This is a genomic window from Paenarthrobacter sp. E2MeOHC11 (assembly GCF_058744955.1).
Genome location: NZ_CP196673.1, coordinates 4,865,482 through 4,889,399, shown reverse-complemented (window position 1 = coordinate 4,889,399; position 23,918 = coordinate 4,865,482). Strand labels below are relative to the sequence as shown.

The following is a 23,918-nucleotide window of genomic DNA, read 5'->3' as shown; positions in this document are numbered from 1 at the left end:
CTAGGCAGTCAACGATGCAGCGGACAGGGAAACGGGAACGGCAAGAGCGTCGCGGTGTGCCGTGAACCCGTTCCGGGCGACGAAACGGCCCACCGGGCCGGGATCGTGGAAACCGTCTTCGTCCAGGACCACGCGCCCGGCAGAAACCACGACGGCGGGCCAGCCGTTGAGCGTCTTCCCATCGAAAGGCGAGAAGTCGGTTCCTTGGTGCAGCGCACCGCCGTCGACCGTCTGTTGGGTGGCGGGATCGAAGATCACGAGGTCGGCGTCGAAGCCTTCCACAATGGCGCCTTTTTGAGGCACAGCGTTGATCCGGGCTGGCCCGGCGGAGAACACCTCGACGAAATCCTCAACGGAGCCACCGGATTCGGTGACCAGCGCCGTGAACGTTACTGGCATGCGCGTTTCAACCCCGGGGAGGCCGTGCGGCATGTAGCGGACGTCGTCGGTACGCTCGCGTTTCTGGGAGAGGTCGTAGCAGGAGTGATCCGAAGACACGGTATGGACGGACCCTGCTGCGAGGCGGTCCTTAAGGGCGGTAACGGTTTCGGCGCTGCGCATGGGCGGGCAGCAGGCATACCATTCGGGAAAGGCGGAGCCGTAGACGGTGTCATCCAGGGTCAGGTAGTGGGGGCACGTTTCGGAGTAGGCTTCCTGGCCACGCCCGCGGGCCTCGGTCACAAGATCCACGGCGCCGGGTGTCGACTGATGCACGAAGTACACAGGAGCGCCGGTGTATTCGGCCATGGCCAGGGTCTCCTTGACGGAGACTTCCTCAGCCAGCTGCGGACGGGTCCGGTGCAGGTGTTCGATGCCGATCCTGCCATCCGCGGCATGTTGTTCGGTGCAGTCGGAAATAATGGCGTCGTGCTCAGCGTGGATGTAGGTGAGCCCGTCAAGGCGCACCATTTCCCGCATGACTTTCAGGACGGTATCGCCGTCGGCCATAGTGGAGCCACGGTTGGTGGTGTACATCTTCACGGACCGTACCCCTTCGGCGGCGAGCTGTTCCAGCTGCCACGGCACGGTCTCGTCCCAGCTGACGACAGCGCCATGCAGGGCAACATCGCAGCGCGACTCTGCGGCGAGGCGTTTCTTATTCAGCACGGCATCCAGCGGTGTTTCCTGGGCGTCGCGGGGAATGCCGAAATCGATGATGGTGGTGGTTCCGCCCCAGAGAGCCGCCGTGGACGTGGTGCAGTAGTCATCAAGGGTACGGAAACGTCCTGTCACCTGGGCGACGTGGCAATGGCCGTCAATGCCGCCGGGAATCACCAACAGGCCATGGGCTTCGATGGTTCGGACAGCTGCCGGAACGGGTTCGGCAGCGTCGATGAGTTCGGTGATGATACCGCCGTCGACTACTACGTGGGCGGCTCGACGACCGAAGCTGTTGACTACAGTGCCGTGGGCGATGACGAGATCGGGAAGGTGGGACATCGGTGTCCTCCTGGTTCGTGGGTGGGTCTAAAGACTGGGGGACGGGGAATGGTGAGCCGACTGCGCGGTGGCCAAAGCGGCGTCGAGGCTTTCGGAGAGACCTGTGCGGCGCTTGACCGGCGGCGCGGCGAACGAGCCGCCGCGATGGGTGCCGGACTTCAAGGCGACCACTGCCTCGGTCATGCGGATTCCGGCTGAGATGCCATCCACCACGGGGACAGGGATCTGTCCCTCAAGCTCGCGGGCCAGGCCTGCGAGCGGCGCACCGGCCAGGATTACGACGTCGGCACCGTCCTCTTCGACGGCCTGAAGGCTGAGTTCCAGCAGGGTTTCCTTGAAGTCGGCCTGCACGGAGCCGATCGAGTTCAGGCTTTGGTTGATGGATCGGATGGAAGCGAGCCGCCCGCCGAAGCCGAATCGTTCCACGCAGTCCAGGTACCAGGCCTGGATGCGGTCCGAAATGGCGATGATCGAGAACCGGTGGCCCTGAAGGGCCGCCGCGCAGAGGGCAGCCTCGGTGATGCCGATGACGGGCACGTCCACCAGTTCCTTGAGCGCAGGCATGCCTGGATCGCCGAAAGCGGCCACGACCACGCCGTCCACGGCGGGACCGCTGCCCTCGCGGCCGCGGCCAGTGCCGGCGTCGTGCGCGTAGTCGGCGATCAGCTCGGCTACCGCGCCTGCGGCAATGAGTGCCTCGAATCGGGTCTCGATGTATTCGACGCCGTGTCCGGCGGTGCGCACGATGAGTTCCGTATCCGGTCCTGCCGATCGCAGGGCTTCGGCCTCGATCAGGGCGGTGACGTCGTCACTGATGTTGGGATTGATGACCAGGAGTTTCATGGTTTCTTCCGTTGCAGCTTGGGCTCGTTGACGCTGGAGTCCTGCGGGAATTGCTCGCGGTATTTGCCGATGTGCGACGCCGATTGGGCGGCGGCACGGTCCGGGTCGCCACTGGCGATGGCGGCGTAGAGGTCGCGGTGTTCCTGGATGAGTTCCGGGAGGTCGCTGACGTGGCGGAACAGCCAGTGCATGCGCCCCTGCAGGGGTTCCAGTGCGGAGCGGAGAAAGTCATTGTTGGCGATGTTGGTGATGGCATCGTGGAATTCGCTGTTGGCGCGGTGGGCTTCGAGGATGGAGCCTTTGGAGAGGCAGCGATCAGCCTCGTCCAACAGTCCGGCCAGATGCTTGAGGTTCTCGGGCGTTGCCCTTTTTGCTGCCAATCGGCAGGCGAGGACTTCCAAGGACTGGCGGACGTCAAAGAGGTCCTCCACGTCCTTGGGGCTTAGGCCACTGACTTCGGAGCCGCGGCCCGCGCGGTCCCTGATGAGGCCTTCCTGCCGCAGCATTCGCAAGGCTTCGCGGATGGGCAGGCGGGAGACGTTGAATTCGGCAGCGAGATCGCGTTCCACCAGCCGGGTGCCGGGCGCGTAGTGCCCCTCGAAAATCCTGGAACGGAGCGCGTCACGCACGGACTCCCGGAGGGGGCGGTCAGTGTTGTTCGTGTCTTCTGCTGTCAGCATGTGGAGCTCCATTTCGTGATGTGTGAGGCAGTGCGCCCGGCGACCCGGCGGGCGTCCGGCCATCCGGCGGTTCAGGACCGTCCGGCCGGCCGGCCCGGTCGATGCGAGTTAGACCGGAAGTCGCTTGTTGTAATCCAGGGCCAGGACTGAGATGCCCATGACGACCGCGGATCCAACAAAGTACAGCAGGGCCCAGGTGTAGGAGCCGGTGGCCCCGACAATCAGGCCTACCACAATCGGGGTGACGAATCCGGCAATGTTGCCGCTGAAGTTCATGGCACCACCCAGGACGCCGGCGTTGGTGCGCCCACCCAGGATGGACGGGATGGACCAGAAAAGGCCTACCCAGCGCAGGAAGAACAGGACTACCGAGAGAAGCACGACGGCGGTGATCGGGTCTGCGACTACGGTGACGCCTACGAGGCCGCCCACCACTACGACGCTGGAGATCCCCAGCAGGGTGCGCATGACGCGGTTTGCGGAGGCGCCGGAGGCGCGCCACTTATCGGCGATGATGCCGCCGAGTATTTCGCCGACGAAGCCCGCACCGAAGATGACGAATGTGGACCAGCCTATGGTCTTCAGGTCGAAGCCCTTGGCTTGGGCCAGGTAGAGCGGCCCCCAGGTCAGCAGGCCATAGAAGACGCCGTTGAAGCCGAGCCAGCCAAAGCACATGGCCCAGAAGGAACGGAACTTCAGGTAGGGGAGGAGTGCCCGCTTGCCTTGGGCGCCTTCCTTGGCGGCCTCGGCGTCGTCCTCGGCGTGTGAAGCTTCGATGTACGCGGCTTCTGCCTCGTTGACGCCCTTGTGCTGGCGGGGGTTGTCGCGGATGTACCACCAGACTGCCAGACCCATGAGGATGGTTGCGGCACCGGCGATGATGAAGGACATGCGCCAGCTGCCGGTGGAGGCAATCAGCCACGTGATGAGGATGCCTCCCAGGCCTGCGCCGAGGGGAGCTCCGGCGTCGAGGATGGTGGCTCCGCGGCCGCGTTCCTTCTTGTGCATCCAGATGGCGTTCAGTTTGCCACCGGCAGGCATGACGCCGGCTTCGGTGACGCCAATACCAAGTCGGGCGATGAACATGCTCACGAACCCTCCGGCGAAACCGGAGGCAGCAGTCGCCGCGCCCCAGCCGATGCAGGAGGCGGTGACCATCTTGCGGGGGCCGAACTTGTCGATCAGCCAGCCGACGGGGATTTGCATGAGGGCGTAGGTCCAGAAGAAGGCCGACAAGAGGAGCCCGACGAGCTCCGGTGGCAGGTTGAATTCCTTCTGGATGATGGGCAGGGCGACGGAAATGGAGCCGCGGTCGATGTAATTGACTGCGACGAGGACCAGAAGCAGGATGAAGAGTTTCCAGCGAACGTTCGTGCGGCGCTGCACGCCGTTCTCGCCAGGTGTTGGTTCGTTTTCCTGGACTTCCAGGTCGGTGTTTTGGAGAGACACAGCTTCTCCTTCAGTAGGAGTCGGCGGGATGGGATGTCTACGTGATGTCATTTTGGGGGGGGTGAGCCGGGCGGGATGCCGCCGCAGCTGGACCCGTCCGGCGGCAACTGGCGGTCCCAGCCTTTCGGTGGGGAGGGGCCGCAGCCGGTAGTGGAGTCCTTTGGGATCCCGTTTTGGGATCCCAAAATCAAAGATAGATGTGACCCGAAGCACTGTCAAGGGTTTTGGTATACAAGCCTTGGGGACCAATTGTGACCGAACAGGGTCCGCTATGCCTTATTCGGGTGGAGACTGGTGGGCACGGAACCAGGGACATGGTCTTGCGTGGAATTGGCGCCGTACCTGGTGCGGGAGCATGACGTACTACTCCGCTGGGGACGATGCCGAGCATGCCCTGGCCGCTTGGGTTTCGGCCTACCGCAAGCACGCCCAGTTCCCGAGACGATCAAGGAACTCGACCGACAAGTCCTGGGTGGAGCACCGTCGCCGCGCTAACGGCAACGGGGAAGGCCGATCAACGCACGTTCCACTTCGATTACGCACGTCAGAACGGCGTCACGGAGGAAGAACTGAAAGAAGCGATCCTCCACCTCTCCTTCTACACCGGATGGCCCACGGCATGAGCGCAATGGCCGTCGCCAAATAAGTGTTCACCGAGGAGAACTAGAGGTAATGCCTGGAGCGCCAGCCGTCCGGGCTTGCAGGAAGCACCTCAGCGGCATCCTGCTGTAGTGGCGGGCCGTAAGCCCTGGCCGCGACGGCAGCCAGGTGTCCGGAGCCTGCCGGGACGGGGTAAACGTCGAGTCCGTGCACCATCGGTTGATCCGGGCAATAGGCCCGAAGAAGACGCCCGGCCGGATCATTGCCTGAAATCAATGACACTGAGGCTGGCTGAACCATGAGCCCAATTCCTGCGGCTTTCAGCACAGCTTCTTTGGCAACCCATTGACGCATTCTTGACTGTACGTCGGCCTCGCCGATGAAAGCCGCCGCTGGGGGGTTAAGAACGTAGTCGTCAAAGCCGTCGAACAGCTCAGCCGGGACGCGTTCCACGTCGGCACCGACGCTGGCTGACTCCGGTCCCACTGCTGCCATCACCAGGCCGCGGCTCCGGGACAGGCTGAGTGACATTCCCGGCAGGACCGTCCGCCCATGCCCCGTGCTATCGCATCCCGGGCACTGACGCGTGATATCCAATGCCGGGGCAGCAAGAGGGTCCAGCCTCAACTGGTGCGCCGCAAGCAGGCGGAGCAGAACATGCGAGGCTGCATAGTCACGGCTGTCCGCCGTGGTGCGGAACCGTCGTCGTGTGAGCTTTTCTTCCGGAGACAGAAAACGGTCCAGGCCGCCGACGCCGGAACACGCCGCCTCGACGCCGACGGACGGCAGAATCAAGTAGCCGACGCCGGGCGGCAGGGCTTGGGCGCTCACAACTTACTGATGCGGCGGTACTTTGCGATCGCCAGTGGAGCGAACACGGCGATGATGGCAAGGCTGCACGCGACGGCGTACAACAGTGCGTTCTCGGCCGGCCATCCGCCGGGAGCAATGAAACCGGAAGGGGCGGCATTTCCGAAGAGCTCACGCACGGCTGTGGCCACAGACGTCACGGGATTCCACTCGGCGAGGGCCCTCAACGGACCTGGCAGGGACGCCGTCGAAACGAAAGCGCCGGACACGAAGGTGACGGGGAAAAGCCACACAAGACCAAGACTTTGGGCCACTTCGACGCTGCGCGCCGTGAGGGCTATCAGCGCTCCGATCCAAGACACTGCAAACGCGAACAGCAGCAGGACGCCCAAAGCCGCCAGTAATTCCACTGCCCCGGTATTCATCCGCCAGCCGACCGCGACCCCGCAGAGCAAAGTCACCGCGATGGAAACGATGCTCGTGTACAGGTCCGAGGTGGTGCGGCCCAAAATTACCGCCACTCGGGACATGGGGAGTGACCGAAAACGGTCAATCAGCCCCAGCTGAAGATCTTTCGCCAAATACACAGCGGTAAAAGATGCATTGAACGTCAAGGTCTGGGCCAGAATGCCGCCGATGAGGAAGCTGCGGTACTGGTCCCCGCCCAGGGAACCGCCGAAGACGAAACCCAGAAGCAGGACAAACATGACGGGCTGCACGATTCCTGTGACCAGCGCCCCAGGGGTTCGCAGAACGTTGAGCAGGTTGCGGTGGGCAATGACGGAACTGTCCCGGACAGCGGCAGTGATCACGCTCATGCGGGTACTCCTTCCTTGCTGGCGTCGTTGTCGGGCTGCTGGCTGCCACCGGTGAGCTGGAGGAAGACGTCGTCCAAGGTCGGACGACGCAAGGACGCTTCGGCAACGGCCAAGGAACGGGCATCCAGTTCGGCCAGGACTCTCACCAGTACCCCGTGGCCACCGGGCGCTGCTACAGAGACGCTCAGCGCGGCAGGATCCACCTCCGGCGCGGCGAGGCCACCGGTGGCCTCCGCCAATACCGCGGAGACCACTGGCAGGTCTGCCCCATCACGCACAGTGATGTCCACACGCTCGGAGCCGGCACGGTCTTTGAGCTGGGTGGCGGTGCCCTCGGCGATCACGCTGCCATGGTTGATGACGGCAATGTGGTCTGCCAGCCTGTCCGCCTCTTCCAGGTATTGGGTGGTCAGGAGCACAGTGGTGCCTTGGGACACCAGGCCGGCCACCACGTCCCACGTGTCCAACCGCCCCCGCGGGTCCAGGCCGGTGGTGGGTTCGTCCAGCACCACAACTTTAGGCCTGGCCACCACAGCACCGGCAAGGTCAAGGCGACGCCGCATGCCGCCTGAGAAAGCCCCTGCACGTTTGCCGGCCACGTCCGTGAGCCGGAAGTCGGCCAGCAATTCGTGGGCCCGGGCCGTAGCGTTCCGGCGGTTCATGCCGTAGAGGCGCCCCACCATATGGAGGTTCTCAAAGGCCGTGAGCTTCTCATCCACAGCGGCGTATTGTCCGGACAGTCCCAGGTTGCGTCGTACCTGTTCAGGCTCATGACGGACGGAATGTCCAGCAACCCAGGCATCTCCGGAATCCGGTGCCAGCAGGGTGGTGAGCACCTTGACTGTGGTGGTCTTGCCGGAGCCGTTGGGGCCCAACAGGCCCAGCACAGTCCCTTCGCCCGCGGTGAGCGTCAGGCCATCGAGGGCTCTGAAGGCGCCGTAGGACTTGCGCACATTGTCTAGGCGGATCACTGGCTGGCGGCAAGCTCGGCAACCTTGCGCGGAGCCATATCTGTCCACGTCCGCGACACATAATCCAAACAGGCTTCGCGGCTGTCCGGGCCGAACATGGCAACCCACCCCTTGGGAGTGGCCGCGAATGACGGCCACAGTGAGTGCTGCTGGTATTCGTTCACCAGGACGGAGAAGGTTGCTGAAGTGTCATCAAACGGGTTCGTCACGAGGATTCACCTTTCGGGTTGTTCCGGCGTTAACAGTGCCCCGGGTTCCGAGGCGTTGTAGGTCATTCGGACCCAAACCCAAGTTGGATTGCCAAAGCCGGCATGATGACGGGGAGAGCTGTATCACTTAGCATCCGTGAGTGCCTGTCCGGCACCTCGATGTCGGTGATGCGTCCGGAGACATAGGGTTCCCATGCCGAGGCCCCGGGGGTTCCGTCAGGAACGCCCACAGTTGCGCGGAAGAGCAACAGCTCGCCGTCGAATACCGCAGGCTTCTGTTCCCGGATCAGCCGTGCCAGCACCGGAAAGTTCTCCGCCATGGCTTCCACGGCATCCAGCGGAACGGTACCCAGTGGATTGTGGTTCCGGCGCAGGATCTCCTGGGCGCGGACTGCGTCAAGCCCCACCGTGTCGGCCTCGTCGAGTGCATAGCCCTGCGCCTCCAAATAAGCGGCCCATATCCCGGAGCCGTTTCCGACGTCGTCGTTGTTCTCCTCTGTTCCGGGGAACGCGTCGATGATGGCCAAGGATGCAACCTGTTCACCAAGTTCCTGGAGCCGCGTCGCCAACCGGTGGACCAAATAACCGCCGAAGGACCAACCCAGAAGATGATAGGGGCCGGAAGGCTGAATCGATCGGATCCGGGCGATGTAGGAATCCGCCAGTTCCGTGAGGCTTTCTGCACCGACACGATGAGTGGCGCCCGGTTCCATCCCTGGCATCTGAAGTCCGATCAGGGGCCGTTCGGGATCCAATGAACCGAGCATCGAGGCGTAGCCCCACGCTATCCCTGAGGCGGGGTGGACCGCGAACAGGGGAGCCTTGGTTCCGGTGGTGCGCAATGGCAGTACCTGCCGCAGACTCTCCGCCGTGGTGTCCTCCGCGCTGTGGGAAGCTTCCCGAAGGAGCCCTTCCACCGTTGGAGACCGGAAAAGCGACTGGACCTGCAGGGAGGTACCCAGCGCGGCATTGACCCTGGCTATCAAAGGTTGGGCCAGGAAAGAATGCCCACCCAACTCGAAGAAGGATTCGTCCACTCCCGCCCTGTCCAGCGACAATATGTCCGCAAAGATCGCAGCCACGGTCTCTTCACGCGGCGTCCGGGGGACTTTGCCGGAAATGCGGGGAGCGTGCGCCGCTTCCGGCAGGGCAGCAAAGTCCACCTTGCCGTGCGGCGTCAGCGGAATCCCGGCGACGGCCACCACAGCAGCGGGCACCATGTAGTCCGGCAACAAACCCCGCAGATGGGTGCGGACGCCTTCGGCGAACGCCGCCGCATCGTCAGGACTATCAACCAAGGCTTTGGCCACCGGAACCACCCATGCTGCCAGGCGCATAGTGTCGCCTGAAGGTACTGCCCTGACCACGGCATCCTTGACGCCGACAGCGGTGGCGGCCGCTTGTTCGATTTCACCGGGTTCCACGCGGAAGCCCCGGATCTTGACTTGCTGGTCGTTCCGTCCGGAGAAGACCATGTTCCCGTCGGCATGGCGCACTACGAGGTCGCCTGTGCGGTACATTCGCTCACCAGCGGAGCTGAAGGGATCCGCAACGAAGCGTTCGGCTGTCAGGCCCGGCTGGCCGCGGTAACCGTTGGCCAGTTGGCGACCTGCGATGTACAACTCTCCTGGCACTCCCGGAAGGGCTGGCCGCAAAAGCGTGTCGAGGACGTACAGCCTGGTCCCTGTGGTTGGTGCTCCCAGCACCGGGGCCGCGTGGTCCTGTACCCGCGCCGCCAGGGTATCCACCGCTGCCTCAGTGGGGCCGTAGAGGTTCCATGTGGTCACGTTTTCTTTGCCGGAGAGGGCGTCCCAGAGGGTGGCGTCGAAGGCTTCGCCTCCCAGGGCAAGGCTGAATCCGGATACCTCCGCCGTGCCGCCACCATCCAGCACACGGTTGAACGCTGGTTCCTTGAGTAACTGCCGGACATACCCGGGCGTTGTTTCCAGCACACTGATCCGGTGCTCTTCAAGGTAGCCGGCCAATGCTGCAGGATCACGCCGGATGGCATCGTCCACCATGTGGAGTCGATGACCGGAAACCATCCACAGGATGGGATCCCACGATGCGTCGAAGCCAACTCCGGTGGTGTGGGCGACCTTCTGCTGGACTCCCGTGACGCAGGGATCAAGCCCGGCAAATAGCGTCTCCCGATGGGATTCCAGGAGAGCTGCCAACGCTCCATGGCCCACTTCCACGCCCTTGGGCCTTCCTGTAGAGCCCGAGGTGAACATCACGTAGGCGAGGCCGCGGCCCGCGGGTTGACGGTTCAGGCGTTCCTGGACTGGGCCGCGATGCTCTCCACGGGGAGTGGATAAGAGTTCAGGCAGCATGATCAGCCGTGGAGCGGCAATTCCGGGGTTCTGCGCTGCCACCCTGGACAGCAATGCCGCTATGCGTCCGGCCACCGGCTGGGAGGTGACAACCACCGACGGTCTGGCGTCCTCCAGGATCGCAACCACCCTGTCGTCGGGGTACTCGGTATCAATCGGGTTGTAGACAGCGCCTGCGGCCATCACTCCCAACAGGCTCTGGATGGTTCCCGCGGACCGTGGCAGGAACACGGAGACAACATCGCCCTCGGCGAGCCCCTGCTGCTCCAGCCCGGTGGCCAGGGCCACCACTGAACCAGCCAGCTCGGCAAAGGTTTGCTCGCCGCGTTCGCTCACCAGCGCCATAGCATCCGGAACCTTCTTGACGGTAGCGGCGAAGGCGGCCAGGATGCCGTCGGCTGTGTCATGTTGAGGCCCGACGGCGGAACGCCGTCCCGCTGTGAGCGCCTCCAACGCGGTGGCCTCCTCAGGCTCAATCAACGCCAGCCTTGCTATGGGGGTATCCGGATCGGCTGTACTGCGCTCCACAAAACGCACCAAGGTGGTTATCAGGCGTTCAATGGTCTCATCCTGGAACATTGCTGAGTTGTACTCCAGCGTTGCCGAAAGGCCCGTGGTGCCGGGGCGGAAAGTGAAGGAGAGATCGAACTTGGCTTCCCCGGAGCCGTTGCCAGGCAGTGGCCGGACCACGGCGCCTGGGAGTTCCGGGATGGATGCGGGGGAGCTGTCCACAGTGAGCATGGTTTGGAACAACGGGTGCCGCCCCAATTCACGTTCCGGATTCAGCACTTCCACCAGGCGCTCGAAGGGGACATCGTCATGGTCGAAAGCGGCCAGGACGCTGGTCCTGGCACGGTCCACCATGGCCCGCAGGGAGGGATCTCCGGCAGCACTGATCCGCAGCGGCAGGGTGTTGACGAAGAAGCCCACCAACTCTTCCAGCGCCGGATCAGTCCTTCCGGCCGTTGGGGAACCGACAACCAGGTCATCGCCCGCACCTACGCGGTTCAGGAAGCCGGCCAGTACGCCGTGGAGCGTCATGAACAGGCTCGCGTTCGCCTGGGCCGCGACGGAGTTCAGGGCCTCAAGGGCCGAGGCGCTGAGCTGGAAGTTGTGGTGCCTGCCAGGCTGCCGGGCTTCCCGGGGACGGCGGTGATCGGCAGGGAGGCTGAGCTCCGCAGGTATTCCTGAGAGGGCCTCCCTCCAGTGATCAGTTTTCCGCGCTGACGCGCCGTCTTTGGCCAGTTCCTCCTGCTGCCAGGCACTGAAGTCGGCATATTGGACGGCCAGCGGTGCGCGGCTGCCCACTGTTCCCTTGAGTGCGGCCGCGTAGGCCTCCGACAGGTCACGGGCCAGTGGCGCAAGCGACGCACCGTCGCTTGCGATGTGATGCACCACCAACTGGAGTACCCAGCCCGGAGCATTGCCGTAGCGGCGGCACAGCAGCACGGCTCGCAGAGGAAGATCGAGGGTCACGTCGAAGCCACGGCCTTCCTCCTGGGCCAGTGTCCTGGCTTCTTCCTCCTTGGAATGCACCGGGATGACGCGCAGCAGGCCACGGGCTTCCTCTGCCGCGAGGATCTTCTGGTGCGGAGTGCCTGCTGTTGCCGGGTAGCTCGTCCTGAGGATTTCGTGCCGGGCTACCAAAGCGTCGATGGCAGCGGAAAGAGTGTTTTCATCCACCTCGCCTTCCAGCTCTGCGGCCAGGGAAATGTTGTAGTCCGCTGAGCCGGGATCCAGTTGGTTGAGGAACCACATGCGTTGCTGGGCGAATGAGAGACCAAGTTCCCCCCGGCAGGCCGTCCGGCGTGAAGCGACCCATTCCGAAAGGGTTCGCCCACGCTCCGGCGAGTCATCATCGTGAACTTCAGTGCCGCCGTCGTGCATGGAGGCGTTCGGCCGTTCGGACACGACCGCCGCCACCAGTGCACCCGGAGTGGGCTGGTCGAAGAGCGTTCGCAACGGAAGGGAGGCGCCGAACGCTTCCCGGATCCTGCCCATGATGGTGATCGCCAGGAGCGAATGGCCCCCCAGGAGAAAAAAGTCGTCGTCCATGGCCACGGAGTCCAGCCCAAGAACCTCAGCAAAGATTCCGGACATGACATGTTCCTCTGGTGTGGACGGTTCACGGCCGCTGCCGTTCCCGGAGGCTGCAGGGGCCGGGAGGGCAGTGCGGTCAAGCTTGCCATGGGAGGTCAAGGGCAGCGCCGGGATGGACATGAAGATGGCAGGCACCATGTAGTCGGGGAGCTTTTCTGCCGCATGCTCCCTCAAATCTGCACTGTCCACGTTGCCCACCACATACGCGATCATCCGCTGGGCCGGGTTGCCGTCGGGGACGACGGCAACCTGCTGCACTTGGGGGTGGCTGGACAGTGCCGACTCCACTTCCCCCAGCTCGATGCGGAACCCGCGGACCTTTACTTGGTCATCGCTTCGGGAAAGGAATTCAAGCACTCCGCTGGCATCCCGCCTCACGACGTCGCCGGTGCGGTACATGCGGGTTCCATCTGTTCCAAAGGGATTCGCCACGAAACGTGAGGCCGTCTCGGCAGCACGTTGGTCATAGCCTTGCGCCATGCCGGCGCCTGCCAGATACAGTTCTCCGGGGACGCCGGACGGAACTGGCTGCAGGTACGCATCAAGAACGAACGCCGAGATGTTTCCGGCGGGCCGGCCAATTACCGGTGCAGGGCCGGAAATTGCCGCCATGACCGAATCAACGGTGAACTCAGTGGGGCCGTAGAAGTTCAATGCCTGGACGGAAGGGTCCTTGGCCAGTCGTTCCCAGAGAGCGCCGGACACGGCCTCGCCGCCGAGGATGAGGATCAGCGGTTGATCGCGTTGGTGATCCAGCAGGCCATACTGCAGCAGCTGTGTGGCGTATGACGGCGTGGTTTCCAGGACGCTGATCCCATGGTTGAGGCAGTATCGAGTGAGACTTTCGGCGTCGTTGCGTTCCTCATCGGCCACCAGGTGCAGCTCAGCACCGGCAACCATCCAAAGCATCGGATCCCAGGCGGCATCAAAGCCCAGTCCGGCGATATGTGCAACGGAGACAGGCTCATTTCCGGCCACCTCGAAGCGAGGGCCGTAGAGCGTGCGGTGGTGGTGTGCGTACAGGTTGGCCAAGGCGGCATGCGTCACAGCCACCCCCTTCGGCCGTCCTGTTGAACCAGAGGTGTACAACACGTAGGCAAGGTCTTCGGCTTTCGGCATGCGATCCTCAGGGGCGGTACCCGCCACCCTTGCGCCGGTCGTCAGCAGGCCCGAAAGTGTAACGGCAACGGCAGGTCCGACGCCGCTGCGCGCGTCATCGTCAACGATCACCACCGCTGGGCTGCTGTCCTCCAGGATCATACGGATCCGTTCCTTGGGGTAGGAAAGATCGATGGGGACGTAGACCGCACCCGCAGCGAACACGGCAACGGCGGCGGCGGCGATGTCGGCTGATCGGCTGATGGCTACCGCCACGCGGTCGCCTGGACGTACGCCTTGGACGATGAGCCCCTTGGCCATGGTGTTTGCTCGTTCCTGAAGTTGGCCGAAGGTCCAGGAGGTCCCTCCAGCCACCACGGCCGTTTTTGACCGACGCAGGACGACTGTCTCCGCGAAAGACTCCAGGATGGTGGCCCACTGCCCGTCGTGATGGGTGGCGTCGCTGTGCGCCATGACAGCTGCGTGGTCGGCCGGGCTCTGTATCTGCAACCGGTCCAGGCTGACGTCGGAGTCCTTGGCGAACTGTCCGGCAACCAGCTCAAAACCGGCAACCAGCCGTTCCACTGTGCTGCGTTCGAAGAGCGCCGGGTTGTAGGCGAGGGATCCTGCGATGACGTCACCGTCCCGTTCGGCCAGGTCCAGGAGAAGGTCGAATTTCGCACCGCCCGGCTCCCTGCCCAAGTCCGCCGAGGCGTCCAAGCCCGTCATGGCCAGCACGGCGTCGGGGGTGTTTTGCAGAGTCAGCATCACTTGGAACAAGGGGTGGCGGTGGTGCGACCGCGTTGGATTGAGCGCTTCCACCACGCGTTCGAATGGGGCGTCCTGGTTGCCGTAGGCGTGCAGGTTGGTGTAGCGAACGCTCTCCACGAGCTCCGCGGCCGTAGGATTCCCTGACGTATTGGTCCGCAGCACCAAGGTGTTGACGAAGAAGCCCACCAAGTCATTCAGTTGGGTGTCTGTCCGCCCGGCAACCGGCGTGCCGAGCGGGATGTCCTCGCCCGCGCCAGACTTTGTCAGAAGAGCGGCCAGGGCGGCCTGCAGCACCATGAAGAGGCTGGCGTTGTGCGTCTTGGCCAGTGCTTTCAAGCCCGACGATGTGGCGGCATCCAGTTGCAAGGGAATCGACGACGTCGGGAAGTCACCTTCGCGGGTTCCGCGGGGGAAGTCGTAGGGCAGCTGAAGCTCCTCCGGGGATCCCTTGAGCTCTCGTGACCAGAATTCCAGCTGCCGCGAAATTGGGCTCGAAGGGTCGTCTTCGTGCCCCAGGGCTTCCCGTTGCCACAAGGTGTAGTCGGCGTACTGGACGGGCAGCCCAGTGGTGGGCGCCGTGGCTCCGTCCAAATGTTCGCTGTAGGCCTGGGAAAGGTCCCGGGCGAGGGGCGACAGCGACCAGCCGTCCGCAGCAACATGGTGCAGGGTAACCGCCAGGACGTGGTGGTCCGGTGCCCGTTGGAACAGGACTGCTCGAACAGGAAGTTCGGTGGTGATGTCGAAGCCACGCCGTGTTTCTGTCTGCAGTGCCCGGTCCAGGTTGTCCTCGTCGCACTGGACTGCCAGGAGTTTTAGCGGCGCTTCACCGGCAGGCAGGATGTCCTGGTGCGGTTCACCGTCGGACCAAGGAAAGATGGTGCGCAAAGTCTCATGCCGGGAGATAACGTCGGCAAGTGCCGCCTCCAAGGCATCCACGTCCAGGCGACCCTTGAGTGTGAGGACGATCGGGATGTTGTAGGCACCGGACTCGTGATCCAGGCGGTTAAGGAACCAAAGCCTGCGTTGCGCAAAGGACAGGGGGATCATCGCTGGCCGTTCCCTAACGGCCAGCTCGGGAGTGGACGAGCCGTCGCTTTCCAAGGCTGCAGCTAGTCCCTCTACTGTGGGCTGCTCGAAGATGGTACGCAGGGCCGGTGCGCTGCCCGTGGCATCCCGAAGGAAAGCAGCCAACCGCGTGGCCAGTAGTGAGTGGCCCCCAAGCTCGAAGAAGTCGTCCTCGAGTCCCACTGCTTCCAGGCCGAGGATCTCGCGGAAGGCTTCAGCTACCACAAGTTCTGCAGGCGTGCGCGGTTGGGTGGTGGGTGCTTCCTGTCCCGGGGTTGGCAAGGCCCGGGTGTCAAGCTTGCCATTGGCAGTTAACGGGATGGAATCCATGACGGTCACGGCTGCGGGCACCATGTAGTCGGGCAATGTCCTGCGTGCCGCCTTGCGGATGGCGGACGAGTCAAGGGGCTGCGTTGCCCCGCTCCCTTCGGTTTCCTGCCCTGGGTTGCCAGCAGTGACGTAGGCGAGGAGTTGGTCGTAGCCGGCCTTGTTCTTCGCCACGGTCACCGCGGCTTGGGCAACCCCTGGGATACCGCGCAGGACCTCTTCAATCTCGGCAAGTTCAATACGGAACCCACGGATCTTGACCTGCTGGTCCATGCGACCAAGGAACTGCAAGGTGCCATCGTCCAATCGACGCACCACATCGCCCGTGCGGTACATGCGCGAGCCGTCCCCAACGAAGGGATCAGCCACGAACTTCCCGGCACTCAGCCCAGGTTGGTCAAGGTAACCGCGGGCGAGGTTCGGCCCCGCAACATAGAGCTCTCCGATGGCATTGGAGGGCACCGGGTTGAGGCCCGAATCAAGGATGTAATGCCGGCTGTTGGCTACCGATCCTCCGAGGGTGACATCCGTGCCCGGTTCCATCACGGCAGTCAGCGAGTCCACGGTGGTTTCGGTAGGGCCGTAGAAGTTATAGGCCACAACGCCATCATGGGCCGCCAACTCCCGCCATGTGGCCGGGTCCACGGCTTCCCCTCCCAGCGCAACAACGGAGGGGTGGGCGTCCCGGTCGAAGAGCCCGCTCGCCAGCAGGGCCTTGGCAAAGGAGGGTGTTGTTTCGATCGAGTCGATTCCCTTGTTGGCCAGGAACAGGCTAAGGGCCTCGGGATCACGACGGGTCTGGTTGTCCACCATATGCAACTCATGCCCGGCCAGAAGCCACAGAATGGGATCCCAGGAAGCGTCAAAGGACAACCCCGCGGTGTGGGCCACGCGCAAGTAACGGCCGAGCCTTGCCGTGGCGGGGTCAAAAATCCTCTCCCGGTGGGAAGTGAACAGGTTCAGGAGCGCCAGATGCTCCACGCCAACGCCCTTTGGACGGCCTGTGGAACCTGACGTGAAGATCACGTAGGCAAGATCATGCTGGACGGCGATGGGTGCCAAGGGCGTCGAGTCGTGTCTGTCCAAGGACACAGCAGTCATCGCGGAATCCAAGACCGTCACGGGAATGCTGGTCAGCGGCTTTCCTTGGTCGGTGTCACCAGTCAAGGCCGTTTCTGTGACCAAAATGACGGGGGCCGCGTCCTCCAACATCCCCTCCACGCGGCCCGCCGGGTAGTCGGGGTCGAGCGGAACATAAGCGGCACCGGCCTTCAAGATGGCCAGGATGGCAACAGGAAGCAGAACGCTGCGATCCAGCCGGACGGCGACGGTTCTGCCCGGCCCTGCTCCGCGCTCGCGGAGGAACCGGGATAGCTGGTTGGAGCGCCGCTCCACCTCTGCAAATGTCAGGGAACCGTCAGACGCGACGACGGCGATCCGCTCGGGAGCAGCTGCGGCGACCGACTGGAACTCCTCAACAACCGTATGGCCCGGCAGGTCCACTGACTCGGCATCTCCCTCGGCGAGCAGCGACTGCTCTTCCGCCGTCGACGTGACTGTCAGTGCCGCCGTCGGACCGTTCGGGCTGGCCAGAAGCTCACCAAGCAGCCGCACAAACCGCATCAGGTGCTGGTCCAGGCCCGATTGGCTATAGAGCCCGGCATTCGCGGCGAACTGTACTGTCACACCACCCGAGGCTGCGTGGCCCAGCCCGTGGACGATGACGGATAGGTCATCGATGGGCCCAGTGGACAGGATGTGCATGGTGCCGGTTGCCTCGCCAAAGGCGATGTCATCAAGTACCGGAAGGATATTTACCGATGGTCCCAGGTAACTGCCCTGGCTGCTCATGGACTCGTATCGGGTGCGCTGATGGATCAGGGCGCCGCGCAGCTTTCCGCCCGTGGCGGCCACCATGTCCTCCACGGTGGTTCCCGGAGTGATGTCCAGCCGGATCGGGACGATATTGGACAGCATGGACGGCGTGGACTTGGCCAGCTTGCCTCGTCGCGCTGTCACGGGCAGCGCGAGGGATACATGCGGTTCGCCGGTCATCCGGTGCAGATACAGTGACATGGCCGTCAGAATCAACGCCGGCGCGCTGCCGGACGCTGCTTGGAGTGCGTCGACTGCGGACTGGGAGAGCGTCTGGGTGGAACGCAGCAGCGCGTCGGCCGTTCCCGAGGGGCGGCCGGCGAGTCCGGCGGGAGTCCGTTCGTCGTCGAGTTCGCGTCGCCAATAGGCGGCGTCGGCTGCTGCCCCTGCGGAGTCCTGGTATTCATGGTCCTCCGTAATGAGTTCATCAAGCGCGCCAAAATCGAGGATCAGGGCGTCGTCCATATCCTTGGCGGCGCTCAGTGCCTCATAGACTGCGGCGACACGGCGCAGTACCAGCACGGCGGAATATCCATCGAGGAGCAGGTGGTGGACGCGTTGGTAGAAGAAGTGTCTGGTTCCGGAGATCCTGATGATCTCGGTGTGAAGCAGCCTGCCGTCCTCCACTGTCCGTACTTGCGCCATGTCCGAGTCCATCAGCTCGCGTGCGGTTTGTTCGCGCGTCGTTTCGTTCCCGCAACCGCTCAGATCGGTGAATTGCACGGCGGCCTCGGCAGTTTCTGCGTACTGGAAGGGGCCGTCGTCGTCCTCGCCGAATGCCAGGTTCAAGGCGGGCGTTTCCGACACTGCCCGAGCCACCGCCTTCTCCAGACGGGGCACGTCCAACGGACCGTTGATTTCGATGAACTGCCCAATTTGATACATCGGGCTGCCGTTCGCCAAACGTTGCGCGTACCAGATTCCTCGCTGTGCAGCGGTTAAACCCATCCGGGCCGGTGCCTGGTGCTCCGGAATGCCGGGCTGGTCAGGGGAAGCGGGGATAGGGGAGTTCATAGTCCTTCTCTGCAGTGGGGAGGTGTGGGAAAGCAGCGGCAGTCCTGGGAATCAGGACTGCCGCGTCAAGGTTGCGAGGCCAACGTCTTGACGAAGTGGCGCTCGTGGGGTGGGAATCTCGTCTGGTGGGAAGAGGGAGTGGGTTCTGCTACTGGAACTGGCCGAGCTGGAGAGGGCCCAGCACATTGCCGTCAACAAGGGGCCCATTGATGAGCGGCCCGTTGATGAGCCCGCCGTTCAGAATTCCTTCGGTCAGGAAGCCGTTCAGGATGCCACCGTTGAGGAAGCCGGCGTCGGAGAGGGCTGTGGCACCGGTTTCCGGCGTTGGGATGGGGGTTGCTGTCGCTGCTTGTGCAGGGAGAGAAGCGAGGGCGAAGGCGGAGGCTGCAAGGACTGTTCCGACTGCGATGCGGGCGGTGTTCTTGGTGGGCTTGTTCACGGGGTCTTCTCCATTACGTAGCAAATGTTGTCCGCGCGTCACAGGGTGTCGCGCCATCAGTGATTCGGAGCTGCCACCGTCGTGGATGGGAATGGAGATTCTTCACTCTTCGGCAGGACGCGACGTCAGCATGGATGCCCAAGAGCTGCCGGGTCGCTCCGAGTTCTTACTCTGGCCGCGGATTGCAGAAACTGCGCTGTTCGGCCCCACTGATGTTTGCAAGGAGGAGCATCGGCCCCTAGGGTACTAAGGAGGCTTATCTTTTTTGGTGGAGTGCAGCAGTCGATGTGCCGATCAATAGCGAGGAGAACGCGCAGTGCCAGTTGAGGACATCAAGATTCCAGGGGCTCCATCGATTGAGCGACCAGCCGTTGAAGAACCCACAGTGGCCCGTGAGCCGTTGTCGCCGAAGCCTGATCAGCAGGGTCCCGAGGCCGTGTCAGCGACAGGGAGCCCCAGCGGCGCCCCCGAAAACTCACGTGCCCAGTCCGGCCAGTACCTGACAACGGCCCAGGGCCTGAGGCTGGGAGATACAGACCATTCCTTGAAAGCCGGACCACGGGGCCCGATTTTGCTCCAAGACTATCACTTGCGTGAGAAGATCACTCACTTTGATCACGAGAGAATTCCGGAGCGCGTGGTTCACGCCAGGGGAGCCGGGGCGCATGGAACGTTCCGCTCCTACGGCACGGCTTCGAAAATCACCAGGGCAGGGTTCCTTGCGCCGGATGTGGAAACCCCGGTGTTCGTGAGGTTTTCCACTGTCTTGGGATCCAGGGGGTCCGCTGATGCGGTCCGTGACACGCGTGGCTTTTCCACGAAGTTCTACACGGATGAGGGTACCTACGACCTGGTGGGGAATAACATTCCTGTCTTCTTCATTCAGGACGGCATCAAGTTCCCGGACCTCATCCACGCGGGGAAACCGCATCCTGACAGGGAAATCCCGCAGGCTCAGAGTGCGCACGACACGTTCTGGGATTTTGTTTCGTTGCATACCGAAGCGCAAGCCCACACGATGTGGAATATGTCGGACCGCGGAATTCCCCGTTCCTACCGGACCATGGAAGGGTTCGGCGTCCACACCTTCCGGTTGGTGGATGCTGCAGGTAAGACCACTCTGGTCAAATTCCACTGGAAGCCGAAGTTGGGTGTTCACTCATTGGTGTGGGAGGAGGCCCAGATTATTAACGGCATGGATCCCGATTTCCACCGTCGTGATCTGGCCGATGCGATCGAATCAGGTGCGTACCCGCAGTGGGAGCTTGGCATCCAGACGTTCCCGGACACTGAAGATCAAATGTTTGAAGGTATCGACCTTCTGGATCCCACCAAGTTCATCCCTGAGGAACTGGCTCCGGTTCAGCCGATCGGGCTGATGACGCTGAACGCCAACCCGACCAACTACTTTGCCGAGACCGAGCAGGTAGCCTTCCACCCGGGACACCTCGTCCCAGGCATCGATGTCACTAATGATCCGCTGCTCCAGGTCCGCCTGTTCTCATACCTGGACACGCAGATTTCACGGCTTGGAGGACCGAACTTCGCCCAAATTCCCATCAATCGTCCCCACGCACCGGTTAATGACATGCTGCGGGACGGGATGCACCAGACTGGGTTGAAATTTGTCCGCGGACAATGATGCACGCAGCCGGGAAAGCCGACTCCACCTTGACCACCAACTGCAGTTTTCCAAGGTCCTGGGAGCGTCCTCCATGAACGGTGGCTGCCCGGTGATTCACGTGGTGCCCCCGCCCGCCTTTTCGCAGGCTATTCGCTGGGATTCTCATGATCGGGAGTGTCCGGGCTGCTCAGATGACGGGCCAGACAACTCGCGTCTGCCACTTGGCAGGGTCCGGTTCCTTTTCGGGGTCACTCATATAGAACTCCCACATGGTGTCTGAGGGTGTTAAACCTTCCGCACTCATTCGCTCGAGGATGAGCGCGTACGTCTGCTCAAGGGTGTCGTAAGGTCCCTTATGCACAGCTTCGAGGGCGTCCGACTCCGGCAACATTCCGCTGATAACCTCTCCGGCAGCGGAGAAATTCGGTGTCACGGGGAAGCCGGCCTCTACGTCGACGGAGTCGGTTGGCATCCCGTGGTACATGGCGAACGGGGGTCCCGTGGGGCTGGCGTTCTGGGCTTGGACGGCCGCCATGGCAGCGCCAAATGCGCGGCCGAAGAATTCCGTCAATTTCGCCATGGGGACCCGCTCGCGGAGCACTGCAGTGGGTTGCTCGGAGGTTCGAATCAGGGCGGGTTGCTGGTCGAGGATGCTCATACTGCAAGACTTCCCCGATCGGGCTGCTGTTAGTAGGGCCGAACGACTCTAAAACCGGGACAAGCTGGCAGGCGCGACGCAAACGTTCGGTTCGTGGCAACTATGCCGTCTCAAAGGCCTCCTTGATTCACTTCGCAACCTCGGCGTCGACCAAGGCGGAGTTGTGGAGTTCCACGTGATGCATCCACACGGAAGGAGCAGGATGAGCTATTTCTTTGAACCTTGGGGAGTCGAGCTTATAGGGCAACGCCAACGACAACACGGCCGGTACCCCCGAATGGACGTACTTGTACGGTCGCCACAAGTACGCAAACCCACGATGCCGCCGTAGGGCGACCTGGCTCTTGGAGACGTGGACCTGAAAATCACCGAGTCCACCGGCGATGGCAAAGACGGCCTCACAGATCGCGAGACCTTGAGGGGATCCGTTGAAGAAGGCAACAGCATCCGTGGGCAGGACCGTGGTCATAGCGCCCTTCGGAGGCTGCGCCGAAGGAGCCACGCACCACAAAAAAGGAGAGCCGCGGCCATCCCTGCCAGAACGCCCAGGCCAGGCAGGATGTCGGAAAAGGAGGCGTCCCGCCGCTGGATGGCGGCCAGGGCGTCATATGCCCACCGGTGAGGGGTGAGCCACGATATTGACTGGAGTGGTTCGGCGAAGAACTCCGGTGGCACCATGCAGCCGCCCAGACCAGCCAGTACGAGACCTGCGCCTATGCCGATCCCTGTTGCGGCGCCGTCGTGATCCAAGAGCGAGCCGATAATCATGGCCGCTGCGGCCGCTACCGCACTGAAAGCCAGAAGTACCAGTGCGGTGAGCCAGAGGTTGCCCCAATCGACGCCGAAGAGCAGAGCCGTACCAACCAGGATGTATGCACCTTGAACCGAGGCGATCCCAAACCTTCCTGCTGCCTGGCCGATGATCGTCTGACCGCTGGTCACAGGTGCCGCCATGGTTCGCGGGATGACGCCGAACCGGCGGGCCTGGATCAGCGTGGCGGCACCGGTGAGGGAACTGAGGAAGATGAACAGCAGCAGTTGCTGTACCGCCCCAAGATCGAAGACTCCGAGTCCGCGGAACTCCTGGGAGGTGTTGTCGGTGTCCACAACGTCTACCCGGGGTGCCTGAACGGCTTCTTTCGCCTGGGCCAAGGCGGATGCCGCGGCCTCTGCCGGCAGGCCTGTCTGTTCCAAGGCGGCGCGCTGGCTGTGCCGCACGCTGATGGCCATCAGGGAGCCCTTGACCTCCTGCAATGCCGCTTGGGCCGAAGCCTGCGATGCCGTCAGAATTTCCAGATCCGCTACGCGTCCGTCATTGAACGCGGCTGCCGCTTCGGGGCTGATGATGACCCCGACGTCGGCCCTTCCGCGCCCCAGTTGTTCGCGCACCACTTGCGCAGTACCGGATTCCACCTGCATGCCGTCGGCTTCCAACTGTTCCGATATCGACGATTCCAGAACCGTGCCGGAACCACCGCCCAATGCAACCCGGGTTTCGCTGTTGCTGGAGCCGAACTGGGTGCCCAACAACAGAATCAACAGGAGCGGGAAGATGAAGACGAAGAAGATGTTGGATCGGTCCCGCAGGAAGCGCCGCACTTCCACGCCGGCGATGGCGAAGATCACTTTCACGTCTTGGCGCCCCGGTCCGGCAGGAAACGGGAGACGAGGACGCACACAACCGCGAATCCCCACATCGTCATCAACGGCACGGCGACTTCGGCGACGCCGCCGCCGCCGGCCGAGATTCCCAGGCCCCGGATGAACGCACCCACCGGGTTCAGATCCATCAGGACCGCCATGAAACCTGACGCTTGGATGGGAAAGAATGCACCTCCCGCTATACCCAACACCATGGCAACAATGGATTGCGCCACATTGGCTTGTTCGGCTGTCCGAACCACCTTAGCCACAATGAAGGTCAAGCTGGTGGCTGCGGCCGCTGCGGCGAGGACCAGCAAGACCACAACGGCGGGGGACCCGAAGTCAACGCCGAAAAGGAGCGTGCCGCTGGCAAGCAGCACGGCACTGGCGGCGACTCCCAGTGAAAAGCCAACAGCCGCTTTAGCGGCGACAATGGTCCATTGCGGCACAGCGGTGGACCTGATCCGGCCGAGGGTTCCTTGTTCCTTCTCCGCCAACAGTCCAAGGACACCGAACCCCACCGTGAACAAAAGAAACAACCCCGTTTGTCCGGCGACCAAACCGGCTCGAAGCGACAACTGCCCAGCTGGCGCGGTTCCTTCCGTGATATGGAGAATCGGTTCGCCGGCCACCGCGATCCGCCCAATGGCTGCCGCCGCATCAGGGGGGACTCCACCCAGTCTTGCGGCCGCCTCCGTAACTGACGCAGCGGTGAACTGGTCTACGATTCCGGTGACGATCGAGATCAGGACACTCGTCTCGAGGACGGACCCGCTGCCTTCGATAAGTTGGAGCGTGGACGGCTGCCCTGTAGCCAAGGCGGAACTGAAGTCGGCCGGGATAACGATTCCCAAGGCGGCACCGGTAGTGCGGGTTTCGGAGCTCACGGCATCCGCTGGCACCTCACGGACAGTGACCTTCATGGCCTCGACCGACCCAAGCGAGTCCAGCAGTGCAGCTCCGAGCGGGCCGGAGTCTTCGACGCTCACTACGACCGTGGCTGGTTGCAGGTCGACGCTGCCGGTACCCAGTCGGCCAAAAGCCAGGCTCAGCACGCCCATCAGTGCCAACGGGACGATGAGTGAGAAGATGAGCACCGATTTGTCCCTCAGCCGTTGACGAAAATCATTGCCGACCATGGTCCACAGCG

Annotated in this window: 15 protein-coding genes and 1 pseudogene; 2 read left to right on the top strand and 14 right to left on the bottom strand. The window is 63.0% G+C overall.

Features of this window, described 5'->3' with window-relative positions:
• The 4 genes from ACSSVG_RS22590 to ACSSVG_RS22575 form a co-directional block, all read right to left on the bottom strand.
• Positions 1-1,440 (bottom strand): amidohydrolase family protein, encoded by a 1,440-nt coding sequence (locus ACSSVG_RS22590; RefSeq protein ID WP_492416443.1) that lies wholly within the window; start codon positions 1,438-1,440, stop codon positions 1-3.
• A gap of 27 nt (positions 1,441-1,467) precedes the next feature.
• Positions 1,468-2,283: an aspartate/glutamate racemase family protein gene (locus ACSSVG_RS22585; RefSeq protein WP_492416441.1), complete on the bottom strand. Its 816-nt coding sequence runs from the start codon at positions 2,281-2,283 to the stop codon at positions 1,468-1,470.
• Positions 2,280-2,963, bottom strand: coding sequence for a GntR family transcriptional regulator (locus ACSSVG_RS22580; RefSeq protein WP_231340671.1), 684 nt, complete (start codon positions 2,961-2,963; stop codon positions 2,280-2,282). The genes ACSSVG_RS22585 and ACSSVG_RS22580 overlap by 4 nt, the downstream gene beginning before the upstream one ends.
• Before the next feature lie 108 nt (positions 2,964-3,071).
• Positions 3,072-4,412, bottom strand: coding sequence for an MFS transporter (locus ACSSVG_RS22575; protein WP_231340670.1), 1,341 nt, complete (start codon positions 4,410-4,412; stop codon positions 3,072-3,074).
• A 380-nt stretch (positions 4,413-4,792) separates the two neighbouring features.
• Between ACSSVG_RS22575 and ACSSVG_RS22570 the strand changes: the two genes are divergently transcribed.
• Entirely contained in the window at positions 4,793-5,035 is a 243-nt protein-coding gene (locus ACSSVG_RS22570) for a carboxymuconolactone decarboxylase family protein (protein WP_308102720.1), read from the top strand.
• 40 nt (positions 5,036-5,075) lie between these two features.
• Here ACSSVG_RS22570 and ACSSVG_RS22565 read toward each other — a convergent pair whose 3' ends face one another.
• The 6 genes from ACSSVG_RS22565 to ACSSVG_RS22540 all read right to left on the bottom strand — a co-directional run bounded on the left by ACSSVG_RS22565 (position 5,076) and on the right by ACSSVG_RS22540 (position 18,842).
• A complete protein-coding gene (locus ACSSVG_RS22565; RefSeq protein WP_492416438.1) occupies positions 5,076-5,843 on the bottom strand; it encodes a 4'-phosphopantetheinyl transferase family protein in 768 nt (255 codons plus the stop codon).
• Positions 5,840-6,640, bottom strand: a complete 801-nt coding sequence (locus tag ACSSVG_RS22560; protein WP_492416436.1) for an ABC transporter permease — start codon at positions 6,638-6,640, stop codon at positions 5,840-5,842. The genes ACSSVG_RS22565 and ACSSVG_RS22560 overlap by 4 nt, the downstream gene beginning before the upstream one ends.
• Positions 6,637-7,611, bottom strand: a complete 975-nt coding sequence (locus ACSSVG_RS22555) for an ATP-binding cassette domain-containing protein (RefSeq protein ID WP_231340666.1) — start codon at positions 7,609-7,611, stop codon at positions 6,637-6,639. Before ACSSVG_RS22555 ends, ACSSVG_RS22560 begins: the two co-directional genes overlap by 4 nt.
• Entirely contained in the window at positions 7,608-7,820 is a 213-nt protein-coding gene (locus tag ACSSVG_RS22550; RefSeq protein WP_231340665.1) for an MbtH family protein, read from the bottom strand. Before ACSSVG_RS22550 ends, ACSSVG_RS22555 begins: the two co-directional genes overlap by 4 nt.
• Before the next feature lie 62 nt (positions 7,821-7,882).
• Complete coding sequence (locus ACSSVG_RS22545; RefSeq protein WP_492416433.1) at positions 7,883-18,403, bottom strand: amino acid adenylation domain-containing protein; 10,521 nt, start codon at positions 18,401-18,403, stop codon at positions 7,883-7,885.
• A gap of 148 nt (positions 18,404-18,551) precedes the next feature.
• A complete protein-coding gene (locus tag ACSSVG_RS22540; protein WP_231340663.1) occupies positions 18,552-18,842 on the bottom strand; it encodes a hypothetical protein in 291 nt (96 codons plus the stop codon).
• A gap of 316 nt (positions 18,843-19,158) precedes the next feature.
• Here ACSSVG_RS22540 and ACSSVG_RS22535 point away from each other — a divergent pair.
• Positions 19,159-20,463: pseudogene (locus tag ACSSVG_RS22535) on the top strand (catalase); the annotation flags it as partial.
• 190 nt (positions 20,464-20,653) lie between these two features.
• Here ACSSVG_RS22535 and ACSSVG_RS22530 read toward each other — a convergent pair.
• The 4 genes from ACSSVG_RS22530 to ACSSVG_RS22515 form a co-directional block, all read right to left on the bottom strand.
• A complete protein-coding gene (locus ACSSVG_RS22530) occupies positions 20,654-21,124 on the bottom strand; it encodes a GyrI-like domain-containing protein (RefSeq protein WP_231340662.1) in 471 nt (156 codons plus the stop codon).
• Between the two features lie 127 nt (positions 21,125-21,251).
• Positions 21,252-21,593 (bottom strand): DUF5655 domain-containing protein, encoded by a 342-nt coding sequence (locus ACSSVG_RS22525; RefSeq protein ID WP_231340661.1) that lies wholly within the window; start codon positions 21,591-21,593, stop codon positions 21,252-21,254.
• Positions 21,590-22,756 carry an ABC transporter permease gene (locus tag ACSSVG_RS22520; protein WP_492416430.1) on the bottom strand — a complete coding sequence of 389 codons (1,167 nt, stop codon included), beginning with the start codon at positions 22,754-22,756 and terminating at the stop codon, positions 21,590-21,592. Before ACSSVG_RS22520 ends, ACSSVG_RS22525 begins: the two co-directional genes overlap by 4 nt.
• The gene (locus tag ACSSVG_RS22515) at positions 22,753-23,865 is read right to left on the bottom strand and encodes an ABC transporter permease (protein WP_492416428.1); all 1,113 of its coding nucleotides are present in this window, start codon (positions 23,863-23,865) and stop codon (positions 22,753-22,755) included. The genes ACSSVG_RS22520 and ACSSVG_RS22515 overlap by 4 nt, the downstream gene beginning before the upstream one ends.
• Positions 23,866-23,918 lie beyond the last annotated feature (53 nt).

Coding starts and splice junctions, on each gene's coding strand:
- ACSSVG_RS22590 (WP_492416443.1), bottom strand. CDS start 1,440: ATGTCCCACCTTCCCGATCTCGTCATCGCCCACGGCACTGTAGTCAAC.
- ACSSVG_RS22585 (WP_492416441.1), bottom strand. CDS start 2,283: ATGAAACTCCTGGTCATCAATCCCAACATCAGTGACGACGTCACCGCC.
- ACSSVG_RS22580 (WP_231340671.1), bottom strand. CDS start 2,963: ATGCTGACAGCAGAAGACACGAACAACACTGACCGCCCCCTCCGGGAG.
- ACSSVG_RS22570 (WP_308102720.1), top strand. CDS start 4,793: ATGCCGAGCATGCCCTGGCCGCTTGGGTTTCGGCCTACCGCAAGCACG.
- ACSSVG_RS22560 (WP_492416436.1), bottom strand. CDS start 6,640: ATGAGCGTGATCACTGCCGCTGTCCGGGACAGTTCCGTCATTGCCCAC.
- ACSSVG_RS22545 (WP_492416433.1), bottom strand. CDS start 18,403: ATGAACTCCCCTATCCCCGCTTCCCCTGACCAGCCCGGCATTCCGGAG.
- ACSSVG_RS22530 (WP_231340662.1), bottom strand. CDS start 21,124: ATGAGCATCCTCGACCAGCAACCCGCCCTGATTCGAACCTCCGAGCAA.
- ACSSVG_RS22525 (WP_231340661.1), bottom strand. CDS start 21,593: ATGACCACGGTCCTGCCCACGGATGCTGTTGCCTTCTTCAACGGATCC.